Here is a 16,294-nt window from a genome sequence, read left to right as displayed (position 1 = left end):
AAAGGCCGTCGGATCATCCGGCGGCCTTTTTGCATGACGTGCCGCAGGACGGCGTATTCGGAGCAAGACGAAGGTTCAGGCCCAAGTCATTCGCGGGCAATGCCCTCGGGGGCGTCAAGCACACCATGCACCGCATCCGGTCTGTGGCGGATCACGGCGCGGGCGTTGATCGATCCTTTGTCCGTCACCTCGCCCCGGTCCAGGCTGGGCGGATCCCGCAGGATCAGCATCCGCGCAATCCTGTTGGAACTGCCGGTCGCAAGGCCAAGAAAGGAGGCATGCCGCGCCTCCAGCTGGGCCATGATGCCGGGCCGATCCATGACCCCATCGGCTGCGAACAGCAGCGCCGCCAGTGCCGGGCGATCCTCACCAAGGATCACCGCATCGCGGATCAGCCCGCCGAAATGATCCACCAGCCGCGCCCGCAAGGCACCCACGGCGACCCATGTGCCGGTCGACAGCTTGAAATTCTCGGCGATGCGCCCGTCGAAGAAGAACCCTTGCGTCAGGTCATCGGGATTGGCGGGGCGCAAGGCATCCCCCAGGCAATAGAACCCTTCGTCATCCAGCATCCTGGCGCTGTTGTCCGGATCCCCAAGGTACCCCGGCGTGATCGAGGGGCTTTTCAGACGCGCCTCGAGCTTGCCCTCGTTCGGGACCAGTTTCAGCGTGATGCCCCGTGCCGGCAGGCCGACATTGCCCGGCGCCGCCTGCTGGCGGGTGCACATCAGCGCGAAAGGCCCGGTTTCCGTGGCGCCCAGCGCCGTGGTCAGCAGAACCTCGCGGCCCGTGACATGCCGGGCCATGTCACGCAGACCATCCCAGAGATGCTGCGCCATCCCGGCACCGGCATACATCATCATGTCCAGCCGGCTGAAAAAGCGCGCGGCCAGATCCGCATCCGCGCGAAACGCGGCCAGCAGCATCTCGTATCCGGCGGGCACGTTGAAATACCAGGTCGGTGCCACATCGCGCAGGTTGTCCAGCGTGCGACCGATCAGGGCCGGCGTCGGCTTGCCCTCGTCGATGTGATAGGTCCCGCCATGGCAGAGCACCATGTGAAACACCTTGTTGCCGCTGGCCGTATGGCTCCAGGGGGCCCAATCCATCACGACGGGCGGATGATCGGCCAGGAAGCGGAAGCAATCGGCGACCATGTCCTGGTTGCGCGCGATCATGTCATGGGTGTTGATCACCGCCTTGGGGCTGCCGGTGGATCCGCTGGTAAAGAGGTATTTCGCCACCATGTCGCCCTTGAGCCCGGCAAAGGCGGCATCCGCCAAGGCCGGATCGGCGAGGGGCAGATCGTCAAATGCCAGCGCCCCGGCAGGCGGGTTGACGGAACAGGCGATCCGCATCCCGCCGGGCAGTGCTGCAAGTGCGCGGCCATAGCGCGCGCCATCCGCCGCATAGACCAACCCCGGCGTCAACAGTTCCACCGCATCGCGCAGCTTGTCATGGCTGTCCGACAGCAGCGAAAAGGCCGTGGACAGCGCCGCGGTGGGCACACCGGCATATTGGCCAGCCAAGGCCAGAACCGCATGGTCCAACCCGTTTTCCGACAGGATCAGCACCGGCCGGTCCTGGCCAAGGCCAAGCGCCAGCAAACCCGCACCCAGATGCCGCATCCGGTGCCAGAGCACGCCATAGCTGATGCTCTGCCAGCTGCCGTCCGGTCCGCGCTGTGCCAGCGCCGCGCGATCCGGCGCGGTCTGCGCCCAATGCCCGATCCGCGCCGCGATGGTGTCGGCCAGGCGCGGCGCCTGCCCCTCGTGATGCATCAGGATCGTGCCATCGGCGCGCCGGTCGATGTGAAATGCAGGTGTCCAGAAACGTGGTTGCGACATGATACCCCCTCCCCTCGGGCCAGATGCACCGATCCGCTGGACAGGCTCTGGCATGGGTAGTTATGGTTTATAGCTATAGGATCATTCACTCAATCCCGATCCCCCACGGAGAGCCGCATGCCACAGTCCCTGTCCACCCCTGACCTGCGCCATGTCTGCGATCTTTTCGTCTCGCTTGATCCGATCCGCGAGATGGGCGCGGGCCAGGCCGGGCAACGCCGGATCATCCCCATCGTCGGCGGCACCGTGACAGGCCCCGCCATAAATGGCCGCATCCTGAACCTCGGCGCGGACTGGCAGACGATCTGGTCGAACGGCGTGGCCGAACTTGATACGCGCTATGCGATCGAAACCGGGGATGGCGCGATCATCGAGATCCGCAACTACGGCTACCGCCATGGTCCGGGCGATGTGCTGGCCGCGATCGCCAGGGGCAAAGAGGTAGATCCCGCAAGCTATTACATGCGCACGCATGCGCGGCTGGAAAGCGGGGATCCCCGTTATGACTGGGTAAATCGCACCCTGTTCGTCGGCACCGGAGCCCGGAAATCCGGGCAGGTCGTCGTCTCGCTTTTCGCGCTGGAATAATCAGCTGACGGGGCTGGACCCGGCCGCCCCCCTGCCCGACAGTCACGCGATCATGAGCCTGATTCTCGTCTTTCTTGCCTTTGGCCTTGGCGGCATCCTGAAAGGGGCCACCGGCGCCGGTGCACCGATCATCGCGGTGCCGGTGATGACGATCTTCTTCGGTGCCCCCTTCGCCGTGGCAGTCTTTGCGATCCCCAATCTGGTCACCAATGTCTGGCAGGGCTGGAGCTTTCGCCGTCACGCCCTTGCCAGCCCGCTGACCCTGCATTTCGCGGTGGCGGGCGCACTGGGCGCCGGAATCGGCAGCTTCATGCTGGCCTGGCTGCCCTCGGAGGCGCTGAACCTGGCGGTGGCCCTGTCCGTTCTGGCCTATGTCGGCTTTCGCACGTTCCGCCCCGGCTGGACACTGAGCCTGTCGCGGGCCGAGGCACTGGCCGCGCCAGCGGGTATCCTGGGCGGCATCCTGCAGGGGGCGGCGGGACTGTCCGCTCCGATATCGCTGAGCTTTCTGAACGCGCTGAAACTGCAGCGGCCGCAATTCATCTTCACCATCTCGGTGTTTTTCCTGGCCATGGCGCTGGTGCAGATCCCGCTTCTGGCCGGGTTGGGCATTCTGACCGGTGAGCGGTTCATCATCAGTTGGCTGGCCCTGATCCCGCTGGTCGCCACCATGCCGCTGGGGGCCTGGCTGGGCAAACGCCTTTCGGCCAGCACCTTCGACCGGGTGATCCTGGGCCTTCTGGTGATCCTGTCGCTGCGCCTGGTCTGGCAGGCGCTGGCGGTTTGATGCCGGCACGCGGCACGCAGGCTTGAAAGCGGCGCGGGGCCTTGCCATCTAGCAGCGCAAGACAAGGTGACGGGGCAAACCCGGCCCGACAGGCAGGCATCAGAGGACAGGACGATCATGCGCTTTCGTGCGATCATCGCGGGTATGACCATGGCCATTGCCTGGCTGTGCGGCGCCCCGGCCATGGCGGCCCCCACGCAATGCACGACCAAGATCGACGGCCAGAGCGTCACGATTTTCTACGACGATGAAGAACCCACCTATTCCTCGTTCCGAGAGCGTTTTTTCAGCCGCCGCAACACCTGCCCCGGCGCCGTGGTGATCACCTATCTGATGCCGGATCTGACCGCCGAGGAACGCCTGGTCTTCTGCGCCAACTACGATCCCGACACCCAAAGCCATTCGCAGCCCGCGCAGGGCCGACGTGACGCCTTTGGCCGCTGCGCCGAACCCTCGCGCACCTGCAGCCTGGTCAATACGACAAAACAGGAAGCCTTGGCGTTGGTCGGCATTGGCGAGCAGGCAGAGCAAGGCAGCTTGTCGGACCGGCTGTCATCCACCGTATCGGCGGTGACACACAGCTCTGGCGCGATGGTCCTGTCGGGCAATACCGCCAGCCTGTCGAGCCTGCTGTCCTCGGCGGGCACCGCCATCGGCACCGCGCTTGGCACGCCTGCGGTTCTGGCCGGGGCTGCGGCCAGCGTCGTGGTCATCGGCGGCGCCGTATACCTGTGCAGTGACGCAGGCTGACATGGCAGGCGGCGACCCTGCAAGTCCCACCGGCTGCGCCCCAGATCAGGCGATGCTGCGCTTCATGATCTTGCCATTGGCGTTGCGCGGCAGCGGGTCTTCGGTCAGCAGGTAGGTTTCGGGGCATTGGTAGTCGGACAACTGCCCCGCGCAATGGCGACGCAGATCGTCTTCGGCCACCATGCCGGGCTTGATCGTGACGACCGCGTGGACCCTTTCGCCAAGGATGGGACAGGGTCGCGGGACCACTGCCGCCTCGACCACGCCGGGCCATGCCGTCAGCACGCTTTCGACCATGGCGGTGTAGATCTTGTGCCCACCGCGATTGATCATCTCTTTCTTGCGGTCGAAAACATGCACGAAGCCCTCGGCATCCACACTGCCGATATCACCCGATTTCCAGAAACCGGCCACGAATTCGCGGGCGTCCGCCTCGGGGTTGCGCCAGTAACCCGGCACGACCATTGCCCCCCTGATCCACAGCTCGCCCGCCTCGCCGCGGGGAACCTCGCGGCCTGAATCGTCCATGACGCAGATTTCGACACCCGGCGCGGGCAATCCCACCGACAAACGCCGCGCGGCCGTCTGATCGGCAGGCATGATCGTCGCGGGCGATGTCAGTTCCGTGGCCCCATAGACATTCATCAGGCCCAACCCCGGCAAGGCCGCCGCCAGACGCTCGATCGTGGCGGCAGGCATCGGCGCACCGCCATAGCCACCGATCCGCCAGCGGGACAGGTCATAGTCGGACAGATCGGCCTGATGCAGGCACAGGTTATACATGGCAGGCACCATGACCGAGAATGTCATCCCCTCCTGCGCGGCAAGCGCCAGAAACTGCGGTGCCTTGAACGCCCGCTGGGCGATCATCGTGCCCGCCGCGCGCACCATCGTATGGATGCAGGCGACAAGCCCGGTTACATGGTTCATCGGCACGGTGACGATGGTGCTGTCCCGCGGACCAAGCCCCATGACGGTCACGAAACTCGTGGCGGAATGGATGATTCCCAAACCCGTCAGCATCGCACCCTTGGGCACCCCCGTGGTGCCCGAGGTATAAAGGATCGTCGCCACATCTTCTTCATCCGCGGGGGACGGCGCGTCATGGGGGGCGGCACCCCGCAGGCGAGCATAATCGTCAAAGCCTTCCGCGGCACCGATGGCAAAGCGCGCGCGCAGATGTGGTGTCTCGTCAGGCGGGGGCACGATCCCGGCCAGATCCGCCTCGACCACCAGGACGCAGGATTCCGATTGCGTCAGGGCATGACGGATGCCGGGCATCTGGTCCCGGATACTCATCGGAACAAAGATCGCGCCCAGTCGCGCCACGGCGAAACACAGGATCACGAAGGGCGCGCCATTGCCAAGGATGACGGCAACACGGTCCCCTGCCCCCACGTTCCGCGCCGCCAGACCGCCGGCGACGCGCCCCACTTCGGCGTTCAGATCGGCATATGTCAGGCGCAGGGCACCATCGATCAGCGCGATCGTGTCGGGGTGACGGGCCACGGCCTCGGCCAGCATGGCGTCAAGGTTCGCAGGGCGATCCGGATAGCAGTCCACCACCCGCTGATCGAAATGGCGTTCCTTGCGAAGCGGCGGCGTGAAAGTCATCGGTCCGTGGTCTTTCATGTGGTGTTGCGCAGATCAATCCGCGCGGTGTGGCGGCACGAAATGCGCGATGTTGCGTCCCATCGCGGCCTTGGCCCGCTTCAATTCCTCGCGCGCGATGACCTTCAGATGCACTTCGTCCGGTCCGTCCAGAAAACGCATCGCGCGCCCCCATGTCCAGAGATAACTGAGCGGCGTATCCGGCGTGATTCCGGCCGCGCCAAAGACCTGGATGGCCCGGTCGACCACCTGTGTCTGCAGCCGCGCCGCCATCAGCTTGATCGCCGAGACATCGACACGCGCCGCGCGCGCGCCGTCGCGGTCCATCTTCCACGCCGTTTGCAGCATCAGCAGGCGCGCCGCATCGATCTCGATCCGCGACTGTGCGATCCAGTCCTGGATATTCGCGTTGTCCGCCAGTGCCTTGCCGAAAGTGCGCCGTTCCAGCCCGCGTTCGCACATCAACTCCAGCGCCAGTTCGCATTGGCCGATGGTGCGCATGCAATGATGGATGCGCCCCGGCCCCAGCCGCGCCTGCGCCAGCATGAAGCCGTCACCCTCGTTCCCCAGCATGGCATTGACCGGCACGCGCACGTCGCGCATCAGGATTTCGCAATGCCCCTCGGGCGCATGATGATGCATGATCGGCACATCGCGCACCACCTGGAAGCCGGGCGTATCCATCGGCACGAGGATGAAGGAATGCTTGCGATGCTTGTCCGCGTCGGGCGAGGGATCGGACACGCCGAACACGATGCAGAGCTTGGCGTTCGGGTGCTTGGCCCCGGTGGAAAACCACTTGCGCCCGTTGATGACATATTCATCCCCCTCGCGCCGGATCGTGGTGGCAAGGTTCGTCAGGTCCGATGACGCGGCATCGGGTTCCGTCAGCCCCACGACCGAGCGTATCTCGCCACGCAGCAACGGATCAAGCCAGCGTTCCTTCTGCGCAGCCGTGCCGAACTGCATCAGGATTTCCATGTTGCCGGTGTCCGGCGCATTGCAGTTGAATACTTCCGGGCTCCACGGCACGCGGCCCATCGCCTCGGCCAGGGGTGCATATTCCAGGTTGGTCAGCCGTGTGCCGGGGTGATGTTCCTCAAGCTCGGGCGAAAACATGTTCCACAACCCCGCCTCGAATGCCCTGGCCTTGAGTGGTTCGATCACCTCGGTCGGGTAGGCGCCTGTATGGGCGATCTCGTGAAAGCGGCGGTTGGCTGGCAGCACGTGATCGACCATGAAGGCCTCAAGCTTGCCCAGCAACGCGAGGGTCTTGTCGGAATAGGCGAAATCCATGTTCGGCTCCTTCAGAGGTGAGGGCGGTCCGAGGCAAGCAACCCCTCGGCCAGACCTGCGAAATCGGGGGCGAGCGCCCCCACGGCGCGGGCATTCGCGCTGGTGGCTTGCCCGGCAAGCGCGCGGGCGGTGATCCCTTCGAGAATGACCGCCATGCGAAACATCGCAAAGGCGCGGTGCCAGGGCGTCAGCGGCGCGGCACAGCCGCCCGCCTCCACGTAGGTGTGCAGAAAGGCGGTGCGGTCCGGCAGGCCAAGCGCGGTCTTGTCCAGCCCTGCCAGCCCGCCCATCTGTGCGGGCGTCAGGTCGTAGAACATCGCCCAATGCGCCAGATCGGCCAGCGGATCACCCAGCGTGGACAGTTCCCAATCCAGCACGCCCAGAACATGCGCGGGATTGGTTGCATACATCAGGTTGCCGATCCTGTAGTCGCCATGCACGATCGCCGTCGGGTTCTGCGGCGGGATATTGGCCGTAAAAAACGCCGCCAGCCCGTCCATCACCGGATCACGCCGCGCGTCCAGATCGGCCCACTGCCTGCACCAGCGCCGGACCTGCCGCGCGTAGTAGTCGCCGTCGCGGCCGTAATCGCCAAGCCCCAGCGCGCGCCAGTCCAATGCATGCAGCCGCGCCAGCACACGGGCCGCATCAAGGTGAATCGCGCCCCGATCCTGCGCGGCAAGGCCCGGCAGATCAGTGCCGTCCGAGACATGACCGATCAGCCGTTCCATCAGGTAGAAGGGCGTCCCGATCACCGCCGGATCATCGACCATCCGCACCACGCGCGGCACGGGCACGCCGCTGCCTTGCAACGCGGACAGGATGCGGAATTCGCGGTCCACCGCATGGGCACTGTCCAGCGTGGCACCGGCCGGTTTCTTGCGCAGCACAAGGGCCTGCCCTTTGCAGGTCAAGAACCACGTGGGATTGGACTGGCCACCGTTCACGGCCTCCAGATGCACACGGCCGCCCAGAAAACGCTCCAGTCGCACGGGGTCGAAATCGGGCGCGATGGTCATGCAGCACCTGCGGCCAGTTGCGGGATCGATCGATGCGGGTGACAGATCATCGGCACGGGCGGCCCGCCCTCTCTCCATTTAGTGTCCGACAATAAGGCATAATCAGCGGCACTGCGCCGGTCAATCCAAATTCATGCAACGGCCCGCGACGGCCGCAAGGATGCCATGATCACCTTCTGCGGGCGGCGCCGCGCAAAACTGCGATTACCCCATATTTTATTGTATGAATATAAAGGCGGCGGCATTCCGAAGTGATGCAACGCCTTGCCGGACCATGCGCGCACTCAGCCCGCTTCGTGCCCTTACAACAATGTTGACAGAATGGCAGAATCGCGACCATCCTGCATTTGTGTCAGACGCTAAGGGCCAAACATGATCATTTGCATCGCCATCATCATGCAATCAGGCCTGCCCCGCCCTACAGGCCTGTGCAGTGGTGCAACGCGATGAGCCTGACCGCCAAGCCGATCCAGCATCACTACGCCTATCATCAGATCGCCGAGGAAATTCAGGCGCAGATCCTGCGTGGCGATCTGAAACCCGGCGATCAGTTGCCCGGCGAGGCAGAGCTGGGCACGATGTTCGGGGTCACCCGCTCGACCGTGCGCGAAGGCTTGCGACAACTCGAGGCCGACGGCCTGGTGCATCGCCCCTCGCCGCGCCGGCTTGAGGTGACGGTGCCGCAGGCGGATCAGCTGACCACCCGTGCCGGGCGCGCCATGGCGCTGATGCAGGTCACCTTTCGCGAACTGTGGCAGGTGACGATGGTCACCGAACCGCTTGCTTCAAAGTTGGCAGCCCTGAACGCCACAGCCGACGAGATCGAACAGCTGCAGCAACTGCATGCCGATCTTCTGGCCGCAGAAGGGCAGATGGCGCGCACCATCGAACTGGACGAGCAGTTTCACACCCGCATCGCCGAGATGGGCAAGAACCGTGTGCTGGGGCTGGCACGCGAACCGATTGCGCTGCTGCTGTTTCGCGGCTTCGCCAAGATCGCGCCCTTCGCGCCGCAATTCTACAAACGCCAGATCGAAGCGCATTCGAACATCATCGCGGCGCTGCGCGACGGCGATGGCGAACGTGCCGAAAAATGGGCGCGCATGCATATCGAGGATTTCTGGCGCGGCGCGCAACTGGCCGGCCTCGAGGATTCCATCGCCCTCAGCCCCCGCGCCGTCACCTGACAGGCTCTGCCCGCGAAGACACCGCCACGACAGGATCACATCGATGCCCTTCCAGACGATCACGACGGATATCAAGGACAGCGTCATGACCCTGACGTTGAACCGTCCTGATCGCCTGAACGCGTTCAACCGCCTGATGATGGACGAAATGCTGGCCGCACTGGACATGGCCGATGCCGATGATGACGTGCGTGCGATCATTGTGACGGGGGCCGGGCGCGGCTTTTGTGCAGGGGTCGACCTGTCAGAGGATGACGCCTTCACCGCGGCAAAACTGGACCCGATGACCACCGATGCCGCAACCTGGAACAATCCTGAAAACCGTGACATGGGCGGTATCCTTGCCCTGCGCCTGTTCAATTGCCTCAAGCCCGTGATCGCCGCGGTCAACGGGCCATCTGTCGGGATCGGCACCACGATGCAATTACCGATGGATATCCGCATCGCGGCGGACAGCGCGAAATTCGGCTTTGTCTTCGCCCGGCGCGGGATCGTGCCCGAAGCGGCCTCAAGCTGGTTCCTGCCGCGCCTTGTCGGGATGTCGCAGGCGCTGGAATGGTGCTATTCCGGGCGCGTCTTTGGCGCCGATGAAGCGCTGGCGGGCGGGCTGATCCGGTCCATCCATGCGCCGGGCGACCTGCTGGATGCCGCCCATGCCATCGCGCGCGAGATTGCCGACAACACCGCCCCCGTCTCGATCGCGCTGACGCGTCAGATGATGTGGCGCATGGCCGGGGCCGATCACCCGATGCGCGCGCATCAGATCGACAGTCGCGCCATCGCGGCGCGCAGCGTGTCGGGCGATGCCGCCGAAGGGGTGGCCAGTTTTCTGGACAAGCGCGCCCCTGCCTTTCCGGATCGTATCTCGGACCGGATGCCGGGGTTTTTCCCGTGGTGGGACGAGCCGGACTGGAGCATGGCGACGCAAGAAGGAACCGCATCATGACCGACACGATCCTGATCGAACGCGATGGGGCCGTCAGTGTCCTGCGGATCAATGATCCGGATGCGATGAACGCCATGACGCCTGCGATGGCCCATACCCTGCGCAAGGCCCTGATGGCCGAGGCGGGCCATGCCCGCGCCATCGTATTGGCCGGACATCCCCGCGCCTTTTCCGCCGGTGCGAACCTGAACGCGGCCATGCCCGACGATCCCGCCGGCTTTGACGTGGGCCAGACCCTGGAGGAGGATTACAACCCCCTGATGCTGGCGATCCGCGATCTGCCCGTGCCGCTGATCTCGGCGGTCAGCGGGGCCGCGGCAGGGGTGGGCGCTTCGATCGCGCTGGCATGCGACATCATCGTGGCGGGGCGGTCGGCCTATTTCCTCGAGGCATTTGCCCGGATCGGCCTGATCCCCGATGGTGGGGCAACATGGCTTCTGACACGCGCCGTGGGTCGTGTGCGCGCGATGGAAATGATGCTGCTGGCCGAGAAGATCCCCGCGCCGCAAGCGCTGGACTGGGGTCTGATCACCCGGCTGACCGAGGATGACGCGGTCGAGGAGACCGCTTTGAGCATCGCCCGGAAACTGGCCGCCGGCCCCAGCCACAGCCACAGGCTGATCCGCAAGGCGGCATGGGCGGCGGCGGATGCCGATTTCGCGGCGACCCTCGCGACGGAACGCCGCCTGCAAAAAGAGGCGGGAGAGGCGCCCGATTTCGCCGAGGGCCTCGCCGCGTTCAAGCAAAAACGTCCCGCGCGGTTTCAGGCGTGAGGCGGTTGACGACACATGGCCCCGGCCGCGCGCTGCGCCGTGTGAACCGCAAGCAGGAAGGCATCCCGCTGCAAACGGGGTGAGACAAAGAACAAAGGTGTAAATCAGGGAGGACAAACACCATGAAAAGATCACTGAAGACATTTCTGACCGGCGCCACCATGCTCAGCATGGCCAGCGCCGCCAATGCGGCAGAACTGACCTTCGCGGGCGGCTGGCCGCCGAATTCCAAGCCGACCGCCGTGCTTGAGGATTTCGCCGCTGCCGTGAACCAACAGACCAACAGCGAGGTTTCGGTCCGGGTCTTCCCGCTCTCTCTGCTCAGCTTTGCGGAAGCAAACGCAGGCGTGCGCGACGGGATCGCCGACATGACCGCCAACCTGCTGGCCTATTTCCCGGCCGAGTTCGCGAATTTCAACATGCTGGCAGAGTTCTCGGAACTGGCCGAGCTTGAGGAGTTCGCAGGCGAGCTGAGCTCGACCGCCTTTGCCGGGGCCAACATGGAATACGTGTTCCAGAGCTGCCCCGCCTGCATGGGTGAAATCGACGCGCAGAACCAGGTCTATCTGGGTGCAGCCTCGACCACGACCTATGTGCTGCAATGCGTTGTCCCGATTGCCACCGTGGCCGATCTGCAGGGCAAGCGTATCCGCACGGCCGGCGCTTATTGGGCGCGTTGGGCGGAAGCCGTGGGCGCAACGCCGGTGTCGATGTCGATCAACGAAACCCTCGAAGGTCTCAATCAGGGCGTGGTCGATTGCACGGCCTCGAACACCGCCGACTTCGTGAACTTCGGCTTTATCGACGTGGTGAAATACGTCTACGTCGGCCTGCCGGGCGCACAGTTCAACGCCCCCTTCACCATGAACAAGGACAGCTGGAACGGCCTGTCGGATGAGCAGAAAACCGGCCTGCTGCGGGCGCATGCCAAACTGGCTGCCGACTTGACCTGGGTCTATATCCAGGAAGCACGCGCTGGCCGTGAACGCGCCCCCGGTCTGGGCATCGAATACGGTGACGCCTCGCCCGAGCTGATCGCGCTGAACCAGGACTTCATCGCGAAGGACAAGGACGAAGTCGCCCGCATCTACAACGAGCGGTTCAACATCACGACCGGCAACGACGCCTCCGCAGCGTTGACCGAACTGATGGGCAAATGGACTGCCCTCACGAAAGACGTGACAAGCCCCGAGCAACTTGCCGAGATCTACTGGAACGAGATCTTCTCGAAGATCGACGCGTCCACCTACGGCAAGTAACGCGCAAAGACGCAACGCGCGACAGCCGGGCACCGTGCAGATCGCCGGTGCCCGGCCCCAATGACAGCGAGGGGGTCTTTGATGTACGCAATCGGCAGGTTTCTGGCACTATTATCCAAGGCGGCATCCATGATCGGGGCGCTTTGCATCGTGCTGATGATGCTGCATGTCACCGCGGATGTGGTGGGGCGCTATCTTTTCAACGCGCCTGTGCCCGGCACCATCGTGACGGTGGCCAATTACTACATGGTCATCCTTGTCTTCATCGCCATCGGCGTGGCCGAGGAAAAGCGCGCCCATATCTCGGTTGAATTCCTGACCGACCTGATGCCTGCGGGGCTGCAAAAGACCTTCATGATCCTGTCGGGCGTGCTGACCGTCTGGGTCATCAGCGTGCTGATGATCGGCGGCTATTCCGAGGCGGTGAAGAAGACCAACAGCGGCGCCTCGATGGAACAGGGCTCGCGCTTGATCGAGGTCTGGCAAAGCTACTGGATGGTGCCCATCGGCGCGGGCCTGATGGTGCTGATCGCGGCCTACCGGGTCGTCACCTTGGTGACGGGCTGGCGCAATGGCCTGAACGAAACCGACACAGATGCGAAATTCATAAATGAGTGATGTTGGAATTGGCCTCTCCGGCCTTGCCGCGCTGATCGCGCTGATCGCCGTCCGCGTGCCCATCGGGATCGCGTTGATCGGTGTCTCCTTCACCGGCCTTTGGGTGCTGATGGGGCCGCGCATCGCATGGGGCGCGATCAGCATCGTGCCCTATCAGTTCACCTCAAGCTGGATTCTCAGCTCGATCCCGATGTTCCTGTTCATGGGGTTCATCAGCTATCACACACAGCTGACACGCGGCCTGTTCAATGCCGCGAGGGTCTGGTTGGCGGCACTGCCCGGCGGGCTGGCCATCGCCTCGATCTTTGGCTCGGCCGGTTTTGCCGCCGTGTCCGGCTCCTCCATCGCCTGTTCGGCGGCCATGGGGCGCATCGCGATCCCCGAGATGATGAAACACAAGTACCACCCCGAACTGGCCACCGGTACCGTTGCCGTGGCAGGCACCATCGGCGCACTGATCCCGCCCTCGATCATCCTGATCATCTACGGGGTGATTGCGCAGATCTCGATCTCGCAGCTGTTTCTGGGCGGTATCATCGCAGGTCTGATGACAGCGGCGGGCTATATCATCGTGGTCCTGATCCGCGTCTGGCTGAACCCGGCCCTTGCCCCTGAACGCGACCAAAGCGTGACAATGCGCGAAAAAATCATCGCCCTGCGCTCCACCTGGCCGATCCTGGTGATCATGGTTGGCATCTTCGGCGGGCTTTTCGGCGGTGTCTTCACTCCGACAGAGGCTGGCGCCACTGGTGCGTTCATGGCCTGCCTTGTCGCCATCTTCATGGGCGAGATGACGCTGGACCGTTTCCTGCAAGCCGCACGCGAGACCTTGATGACCACCGCTGCGCTCTTGATCATCGCCATCGGCGCCAGCCTGTTGACGCGGTTTCTGGCGCTGTCCGGAGCGGGCGATTTCCTGTCTTCGGGCATCCTCGGCATCGCCTCGGACCCGGTTCTGCTGATGCTGGGCATCGTGCTGGTCTATCTGCTGATGGGAATGTTTCTGGAACCCATCGGCGCCATGCTGCTGACGTTGCCGATCATCCTGCCGGTCGTCGATGCATCGGGCTGGAGCCTGCTGTGGTTCGGGATCGTGCTGACCAAACTGCTGGAAATCGGCATGATCACGCCCCCCATCGGCATGAACGTATTTGTCATCAAAAGCGTAGTCGGTGATCTGGTCAAGACGACAGCGATTTTCCGCGGGGTCTTCTGGTTCATCGTGATGGACCTGATCCTTGTCGCGATCCTGTGCGCCTATCCCGCGCTTGTGCTGACTTTGCCGGAAATGCTCAGATAGGTCCAAGACCGAACAAGAAGGAACGAATGGGATGCAGACCGCAGATCACATCCGCCGCGCGCGCGGGCAACAGTTGGGCGATCTTCTGCGCCGGTCGGCGGCGCGCATGCCGGACAAGACCGCGCTGGTATTCCGCGACCACAGCGACAGCTTTGCCCAGCTGGACCGCGCCGTGAACCGCGCCGCGAATGCGCTGGCCGCGCGCGGGATCACCAAGGGCGACCGGGTGGCACTTTTCACCCATAACAACCGCTCCTTCGTGGTACTGCGCTTCGCGCTGGCGCGCCTGGGGGCGGTCACGACGCCTGTCAACTTCATGCTGAACGCCACCGATGTGGCCTATATCCTCGACCATTCCGGGGCGCGCATGCTGATCGCGGAAGACGCGCTTTGCGCCACAGCCGATGCCGCGCTGACCGAAATGGGCGCGTCCCTGCCGCGCTTTGCCATTCCCCACGCGGGCGGCCCGCTGCCATCGGGCTGGGAATCCGTGACCACCCTTTTGGACCACGCTGACGACACCGAAGTGTGGAACGACATCGCCGCCGACGATCCGATCCAGATGATGTATACCAGCGGCACGGAATCCCGCCCCAAAGGCGCGCTTCTGTCCTCGGCTGCGCTTTACGCGCAATATGTCAGCTGCATCGTGGACGGCGAAATGACCGCCGATGCCGTGTCCCTGCACTGCCTGCCGCTGTTTCACTGCGCGCAGCTTGATTGCTTCCTCAGTCCCGATCTTTACCTTGGCGTGACCTCGATCCTGCATGACAAGGCCGATCCCGCCGAAATGCTGGCTGCGGTCGAGGCGCATGGCGTGACAAAGCTGTTCTGCCCGCCCACCATCTGGATCGCCCTGCTGCGCCACCCCGATTTCGACAAGCGCAACCTGAGCAGCCTGAAGGCGGGCTATTACGGCGCGTCGATCATGCCTACGGCGGTCATCGAGGAACTGTCCACCCGCCTGCCCGACATGCGACTGTTCAACTTCTACGGCCAGACCGAGATGGCGCCGCTGGCCACCATCCTCAAGCCACAGGACCAGTTGCGCAAACTTGGATCGGCAGGCCAACCCGCGCTGAATGTCGAAACCCGCGTTGTGGATGACGATGACAACCCGGTTCCTGTCGGCGAAGTGGGCGAGATCGTCCACCGCAGCCCGCATCTGATCAGCGAATATTACAATGACCCCGCCAAGACGGCCGATGCGTTCCGCAATGGGTGGTTCCACAGCGGCGATCTGGGGCGCTTCGATGCAGACGGCTATCTCTACGTGGTGGACCGCAAGAAGGATATGATCAAGACAGGCGGCGAGAATGTCGCCAGCCGCGAAGTCGAGGAGGCGATCTTCCGCCATCCCGAGGTGGCAGAGGTCGCGGTTTTCGGCGTTCCCCATCCCAAATGGATCGAGGCGGTCATGGCCGTCGTCGTGCCCAAGGCGGGTATGCCCCTGACTTCAGAGGCCGTCATGTCCTATTGCCGCGACACGCTTGCCGGTTTCAAGGCCCCCAAACATGTGGTTATCGCGGATGGATTGCCCAAGAACGCAAGCGGCAAGATCCTCAAGCGTGACCTGCGACTGCAATATGCAGACAGTTTCGGCGACGGCTGACCATGGCCCCAAGGCGTCACCGGCGCGAATTGCAGATAAGGCGCAAGAGTGCGCTCTTGTGCAATCTGTACCTTCCGGCAGCACGAAACTTTTGGAATCAGACATGTGCACAACCTCTTCCAGCTCAAAACCCACAAACGCGCGAGCCTGACGCCTAAACCTGTGAAACTTGGGCTGTGCAGGATGAGTAGCAAAAAAGTAAAGGCCCGCCCCTTGGCGGGCGGTTTATCTGGCGACAGGCGGGCGCAAGACATCTGGCAGGCAAACCCGTCAAGAATTTCCTTGGGTCTGGGTCTTCCCGATAGAACTCAAGCGTGAACGGCAAGTATGCGGAAGGAATGCTGAACCGTCTCGCGCAGGCCTTGACCACATGTGCAACCTGCTGCGTGTTCGATGGCTTGCGCCTGCAAAGCAGGACAGCTGCAATAAGGACATCGAGCAAGAGACCCCAGCGAGAGGCCCAGCCATGAGAAAATCCACCAAGGAGTTCTGGGGTGACCAGATGCGCTATCTCGACCTGCCTGAGGTGCACCTCATTGAATGGCACGATAATGGACAGCACTGCCAGGTATCTCGGCGTGAAGCACGATGACGCGCTTGCAATTGCAGGGGCCATTGAAATCTGAGGTTCGTGGCCGGTGCAGCCAAGGTCGGATTCGAGCCCAAAGCTGCTGTGTTCCGCAATATCAGCTCAGAGCCAG

General features: G+C 63.6%; 14 protein-coding genes. 10 read left to right on the top strand and 4 right to left on the bottom strand.

Annotated elements, in window-relative coordinates; all coding sequences use genetic code 11:
- Positions 1–86: 86 nt before the first annotated feature.
- Positions 87–1,847 (bottom strand): AMP-binding protein, encoded by a 1,761-nt coding sequence (locus ACMUJL_RS15725; protein ID WP_068290362.1) that lies wholly within the window; start codon positions 1,845–1,847, stop codon positions 87–89.
- Between the two features lie 117 nt (positions 1,848–1,964).
- On the opposite strand from ACMUJL_RS15725, the gene ACMUJL_RS15720 reads away from it, so the two are divergent.
- The 3 genes from ACMUJL_RS15720 to ACMUJL_RS15710 all read left to right on the top strand — a co-directional run bounded on the left by ACMUJL_RS15720 (position 1,965) and on the right by ACMUJL_RS15710 (position 3,972).
- Complete coding sequence (locus ACMUJL_RS15720) at positions 1,965–2,435, top strand: DUF3237 domain-containing protein (RefSeq protein ID WP_375572944.1); 471 nt, start codon at positions 1,965–1,967, stop codon at positions 2,433–2,435.
- Between the two features lie 52 nt (positions 2,436–2,487).
- The gene (locus ACMUJL_RS15715; protein WP_375572946.1) at positions 2,488–3,222 is read left to right on the top strand and encodes a sulfite exporter TauE/SafE family protein; all 735 of its coding nucleotides are present in this window, start codon (positions 2,488–2,490) and stop codon (positions 3,220–3,222) included.
- 117 nt (positions 3,223–3,339) lie between these two features.
- Positions 3,340–3,972: a hypothetical protein gene (locus tag ACMUJL_RS15710; protein WP_068290367.1), complete on the top strand. Its 633-nt coding sequence runs from the start codon at positions 3,340–3,342 to the stop codon at positions 3,970–3,972.
- Between the two features lie 45 nt (positions 3,973–4,017).
- Here the strand turns inward: ACMUJL_RS15710 and ACMUJL_RS15705 are convergent, their stop codons facing one another.
- From ACMUJL_RS15705 to ACMUJL_RS15695, 3 genes are read right to left on the bottom strand one after another with little or no spacing between them, the layout of a single operon-like run.
- On the bottom strand, positions 4,018–5,586 hold the full coding sequence (locus tag ACMUJL_RS15705) for a class I adenylate-forming enzyme family protein (protein WP_068290368.1): 1,569 nt from the start codon (positions 5,584–5,586) through the stop codon (positions 4,018–4,020).
- A gap of 33 nt (positions 5,587–5,619) precedes the next feature.
- On the bottom strand, positions 5,620–6,879 hold the full coding sequence (locus tag ACMUJL_RS15700; RefSeq protein WP_375572950.1) for an acyl-CoA dehydrogenase family protein: 1,260 nt from the start codon (positions 6,877–6,879) through the stop codon (positions 5,620–5,622).
- A gap of 11 nt (positions 6,880–6,890) precedes the next feature.
- Positions 6,891–7,898 carry a phosphotransferase family protein gene (locus ACMUJL_RS15695; RefSeq protein ID WP_375572952.1) on the bottom strand — a complete coding sequence of 336 codons (1,008 nt, stop codon included), beginning with the start codon at positions 7,896–7,898 and terminating at the stop codon, positions 6,891–6,893.
- A gap of 446 nt (positions 7,899–8,344) precedes the next feature.
- On the opposite strand from ACMUJL_RS15695, the gene ACMUJL_RS15690 reads away from it, so the two are divergent.
- From ACMUJL_RS15690 to ACMUJL_RS15660, 7 genes are all read left to right on the top strand, one after another.
- Entirely contained in the window at positions 8,345–9,085 is a 741-nt protein-coding gene (locus tag ACMUJL_RS15690) for a FadR/GntR family transcriptional regulator (RefSeq protein ID WP_068290380.1), read from the top strand.
- A gap of 43 nt (positions 9,086–9,128) precedes the next feature.
- A complete protein-coding gene (locus tag ACMUJL_RS15685) occupies positions 9,129–10,031 on the top strand; it encodes a crotonase/enoyl-CoA hydratase family protein (RefSeq protein ID WP_375572954.1) in 903 nt (300 codons plus the stop codon).
- Positions 10,028–10,804, top strand: a complete 777-nt coding sequence (locus tag ACMUJL_RS15680) for an enoyl-CoA hydratase-related protein (RefSeq protein WP_375572956.1) — start codon at positions 10,028–10,030, stop codon at positions 10,802–10,804. The genes ACMUJL_RS15685 and ACMUJL_RS15680 overlap by 4 nt, the downstream gene beginning before the upstream one ends.
- A gap of 122 nt (positions 10,805–10,926) precedes the next feature.
- The gene (locus ACMUJL_RS15675) at positions 10,927–12,063 is read left to right on the top strand and encodes a C4-dicarboxylate TRAP transporter substrate-binding protein (RefSeq protein ID WP_375572958.1); all 1,137 of its coding nucleotides are present in this window, start codon (positions 10,927–10,929) and stop codon (positions 12,061–12,063) included.
- Positions 12,064–12,192: 129 nt separating this feature from the next.
- Positions 12,193–12,681: a TRAP transporter small permease gene (locus ACMUJL_RS15670; RefSeq protein ID WP_375572960.1), complete on the top strand. Its 489-nt coding sequence runs from the start codon at positions 12,193–12,195 to the stop codon at positions 12,679–12,681.
- Positions 12,674–13,981 (top strand): TRAP transporter large permease, encoded by a 1,308-nt coding sequence (locus ACMUJL_RS15665; RefSeq protein ID WP_375572962.1) that lies wholly within the window; start codon positions 12,674–12,676, stop codon positions 13,979–13,981. The genes ACMUJL_RS15670 and ACMUJL_RS15665 overlap by 8 nt, the downstream gene beginning before the upstream one ends.
- A 31-nt stretch (positions 13,982–14,012) precedes the next feature.
- Positions 14,013–15,593: a fatty acyl-CoA synthetase gene (locus ACMUJL_RS15660; RefSeq protein WP_375572964.1), complete on the top strand. Its 1,581-nt coding sequence runs from the start codon at positions 14,013–14,015 to the stop codon at positions 15,591–15,593.
- Positions 15,594–16,294 lie beyond the last annotated feature (701 nt).

Origin of the sequence: Seohaeicola sp., assembly GCF_048006315.1 — a bacterium.
Lineage (GTDB): Bacteria > Pseudomonadota > Alphaproteobacteria > Rhodobacterales > Rhodobacteraceae > Seohaeicola.
Note: the sequence above shows the minus strand (reverse complement) of the source record. Positions and strands in the feature narration are given on the sequence as shown.

Coding starts and splice junctions, on each gene's coding strand:
- ACMUJL_RS15680 (WP_375572956.1), top strand. CDS start 10,028: ATGACCGACACGATCCTGATCGAACGCGATGGGGCCGTCAGTGTCCTG.
- ACMUJL_RS15705 (WP_068290368.1), bottom strand. CDS start 5,586: ATGACTTTCACGCCGCCGCTTCGCAAGGAACGCCATTTCGATCAGCGG.
- ACMUJL_RS15670 (WP_375572960.1), top strand. CDS start 12,193: ATGATCGGGGCGCTTTGCATCGTGCTGATGATGCTGCATGTCACCGCG.
- ACMUJL_RS15690 (WP_068290380.1), top strand. CDS start 8,345: ATGAGCCTGACCGCCAAGCCGATCCAGCATCACTACGCCTATCATCAG.
- ACMUJL_RS15710 (WP_068290367.1), top strand. CDS start 3,340: ATGCGCTTTCGTGCGATCATCGCGGGTATGACCATGGCCATTGCCTGG.
- ACMUJL_RS15675 (WP_375572958.1), top strand. CDS start 10,927: ATGAAAAGATCACTGAAGACATTTCTGACCGGCGCCACCATGCTCAGC.
- ACMUJL_RS15715 (WP_375572946.1), top strand. CDS start 2,488: ATGAGCCTGATTCTCGTCTTTCTTGCCTTTGGCCTTGGCGGCATCCTG.
- ACMUJL_RS15720 (WP_375572944.1), top strand. CDS start 1,965: ATGCCACAGTCCCTGTCCACCCCTGACCTGCGCCATGTCTGCGATCTT.
- ACMUJL_RS15700 (WP_375572950.1), bottom strand. CDS start 6,879: ATGGATTTCGCCTATTCCGACAAGACCCTCGCGTTGCTGGGCAAGCTT.
- ACMUJL_RS15665 (WP_375572962.1), top strand. CDS start 12,674: ATGAGTGATGTTGGAATTGGCCTCTCCGGCCTTGCCGCGCTGATCGCG.
- ACMUJL_RS15725 (WP_068290362.1), bottom strand. CDS start 1,847: ATGTCGCAACCACGTTTCTGGACACCTGCATTTCACATCGACCGGCGC.
- ACMUJL_RS15695 (WP_375572952.1), bottom strand. CDS start 7,898: ATGACCATCGCGCCCGATTTCGACCCCGTGCGACTGGAGCGTTTTCTG.
- ACMUJL_RS15685 (WP_375572954.1), top strand. CDS start 9,129: ATGCCCTTCCAGACGATCACGACGGATATCAAGGACAGCGTCATGACC.
- ACMUJL_RS15660 (WP_375572964.1), top strand. CDS start 14,013: ATGCAGACCGCAGATCACATCCGCCGCGCGCGCGGGCAACAGTTGGGC.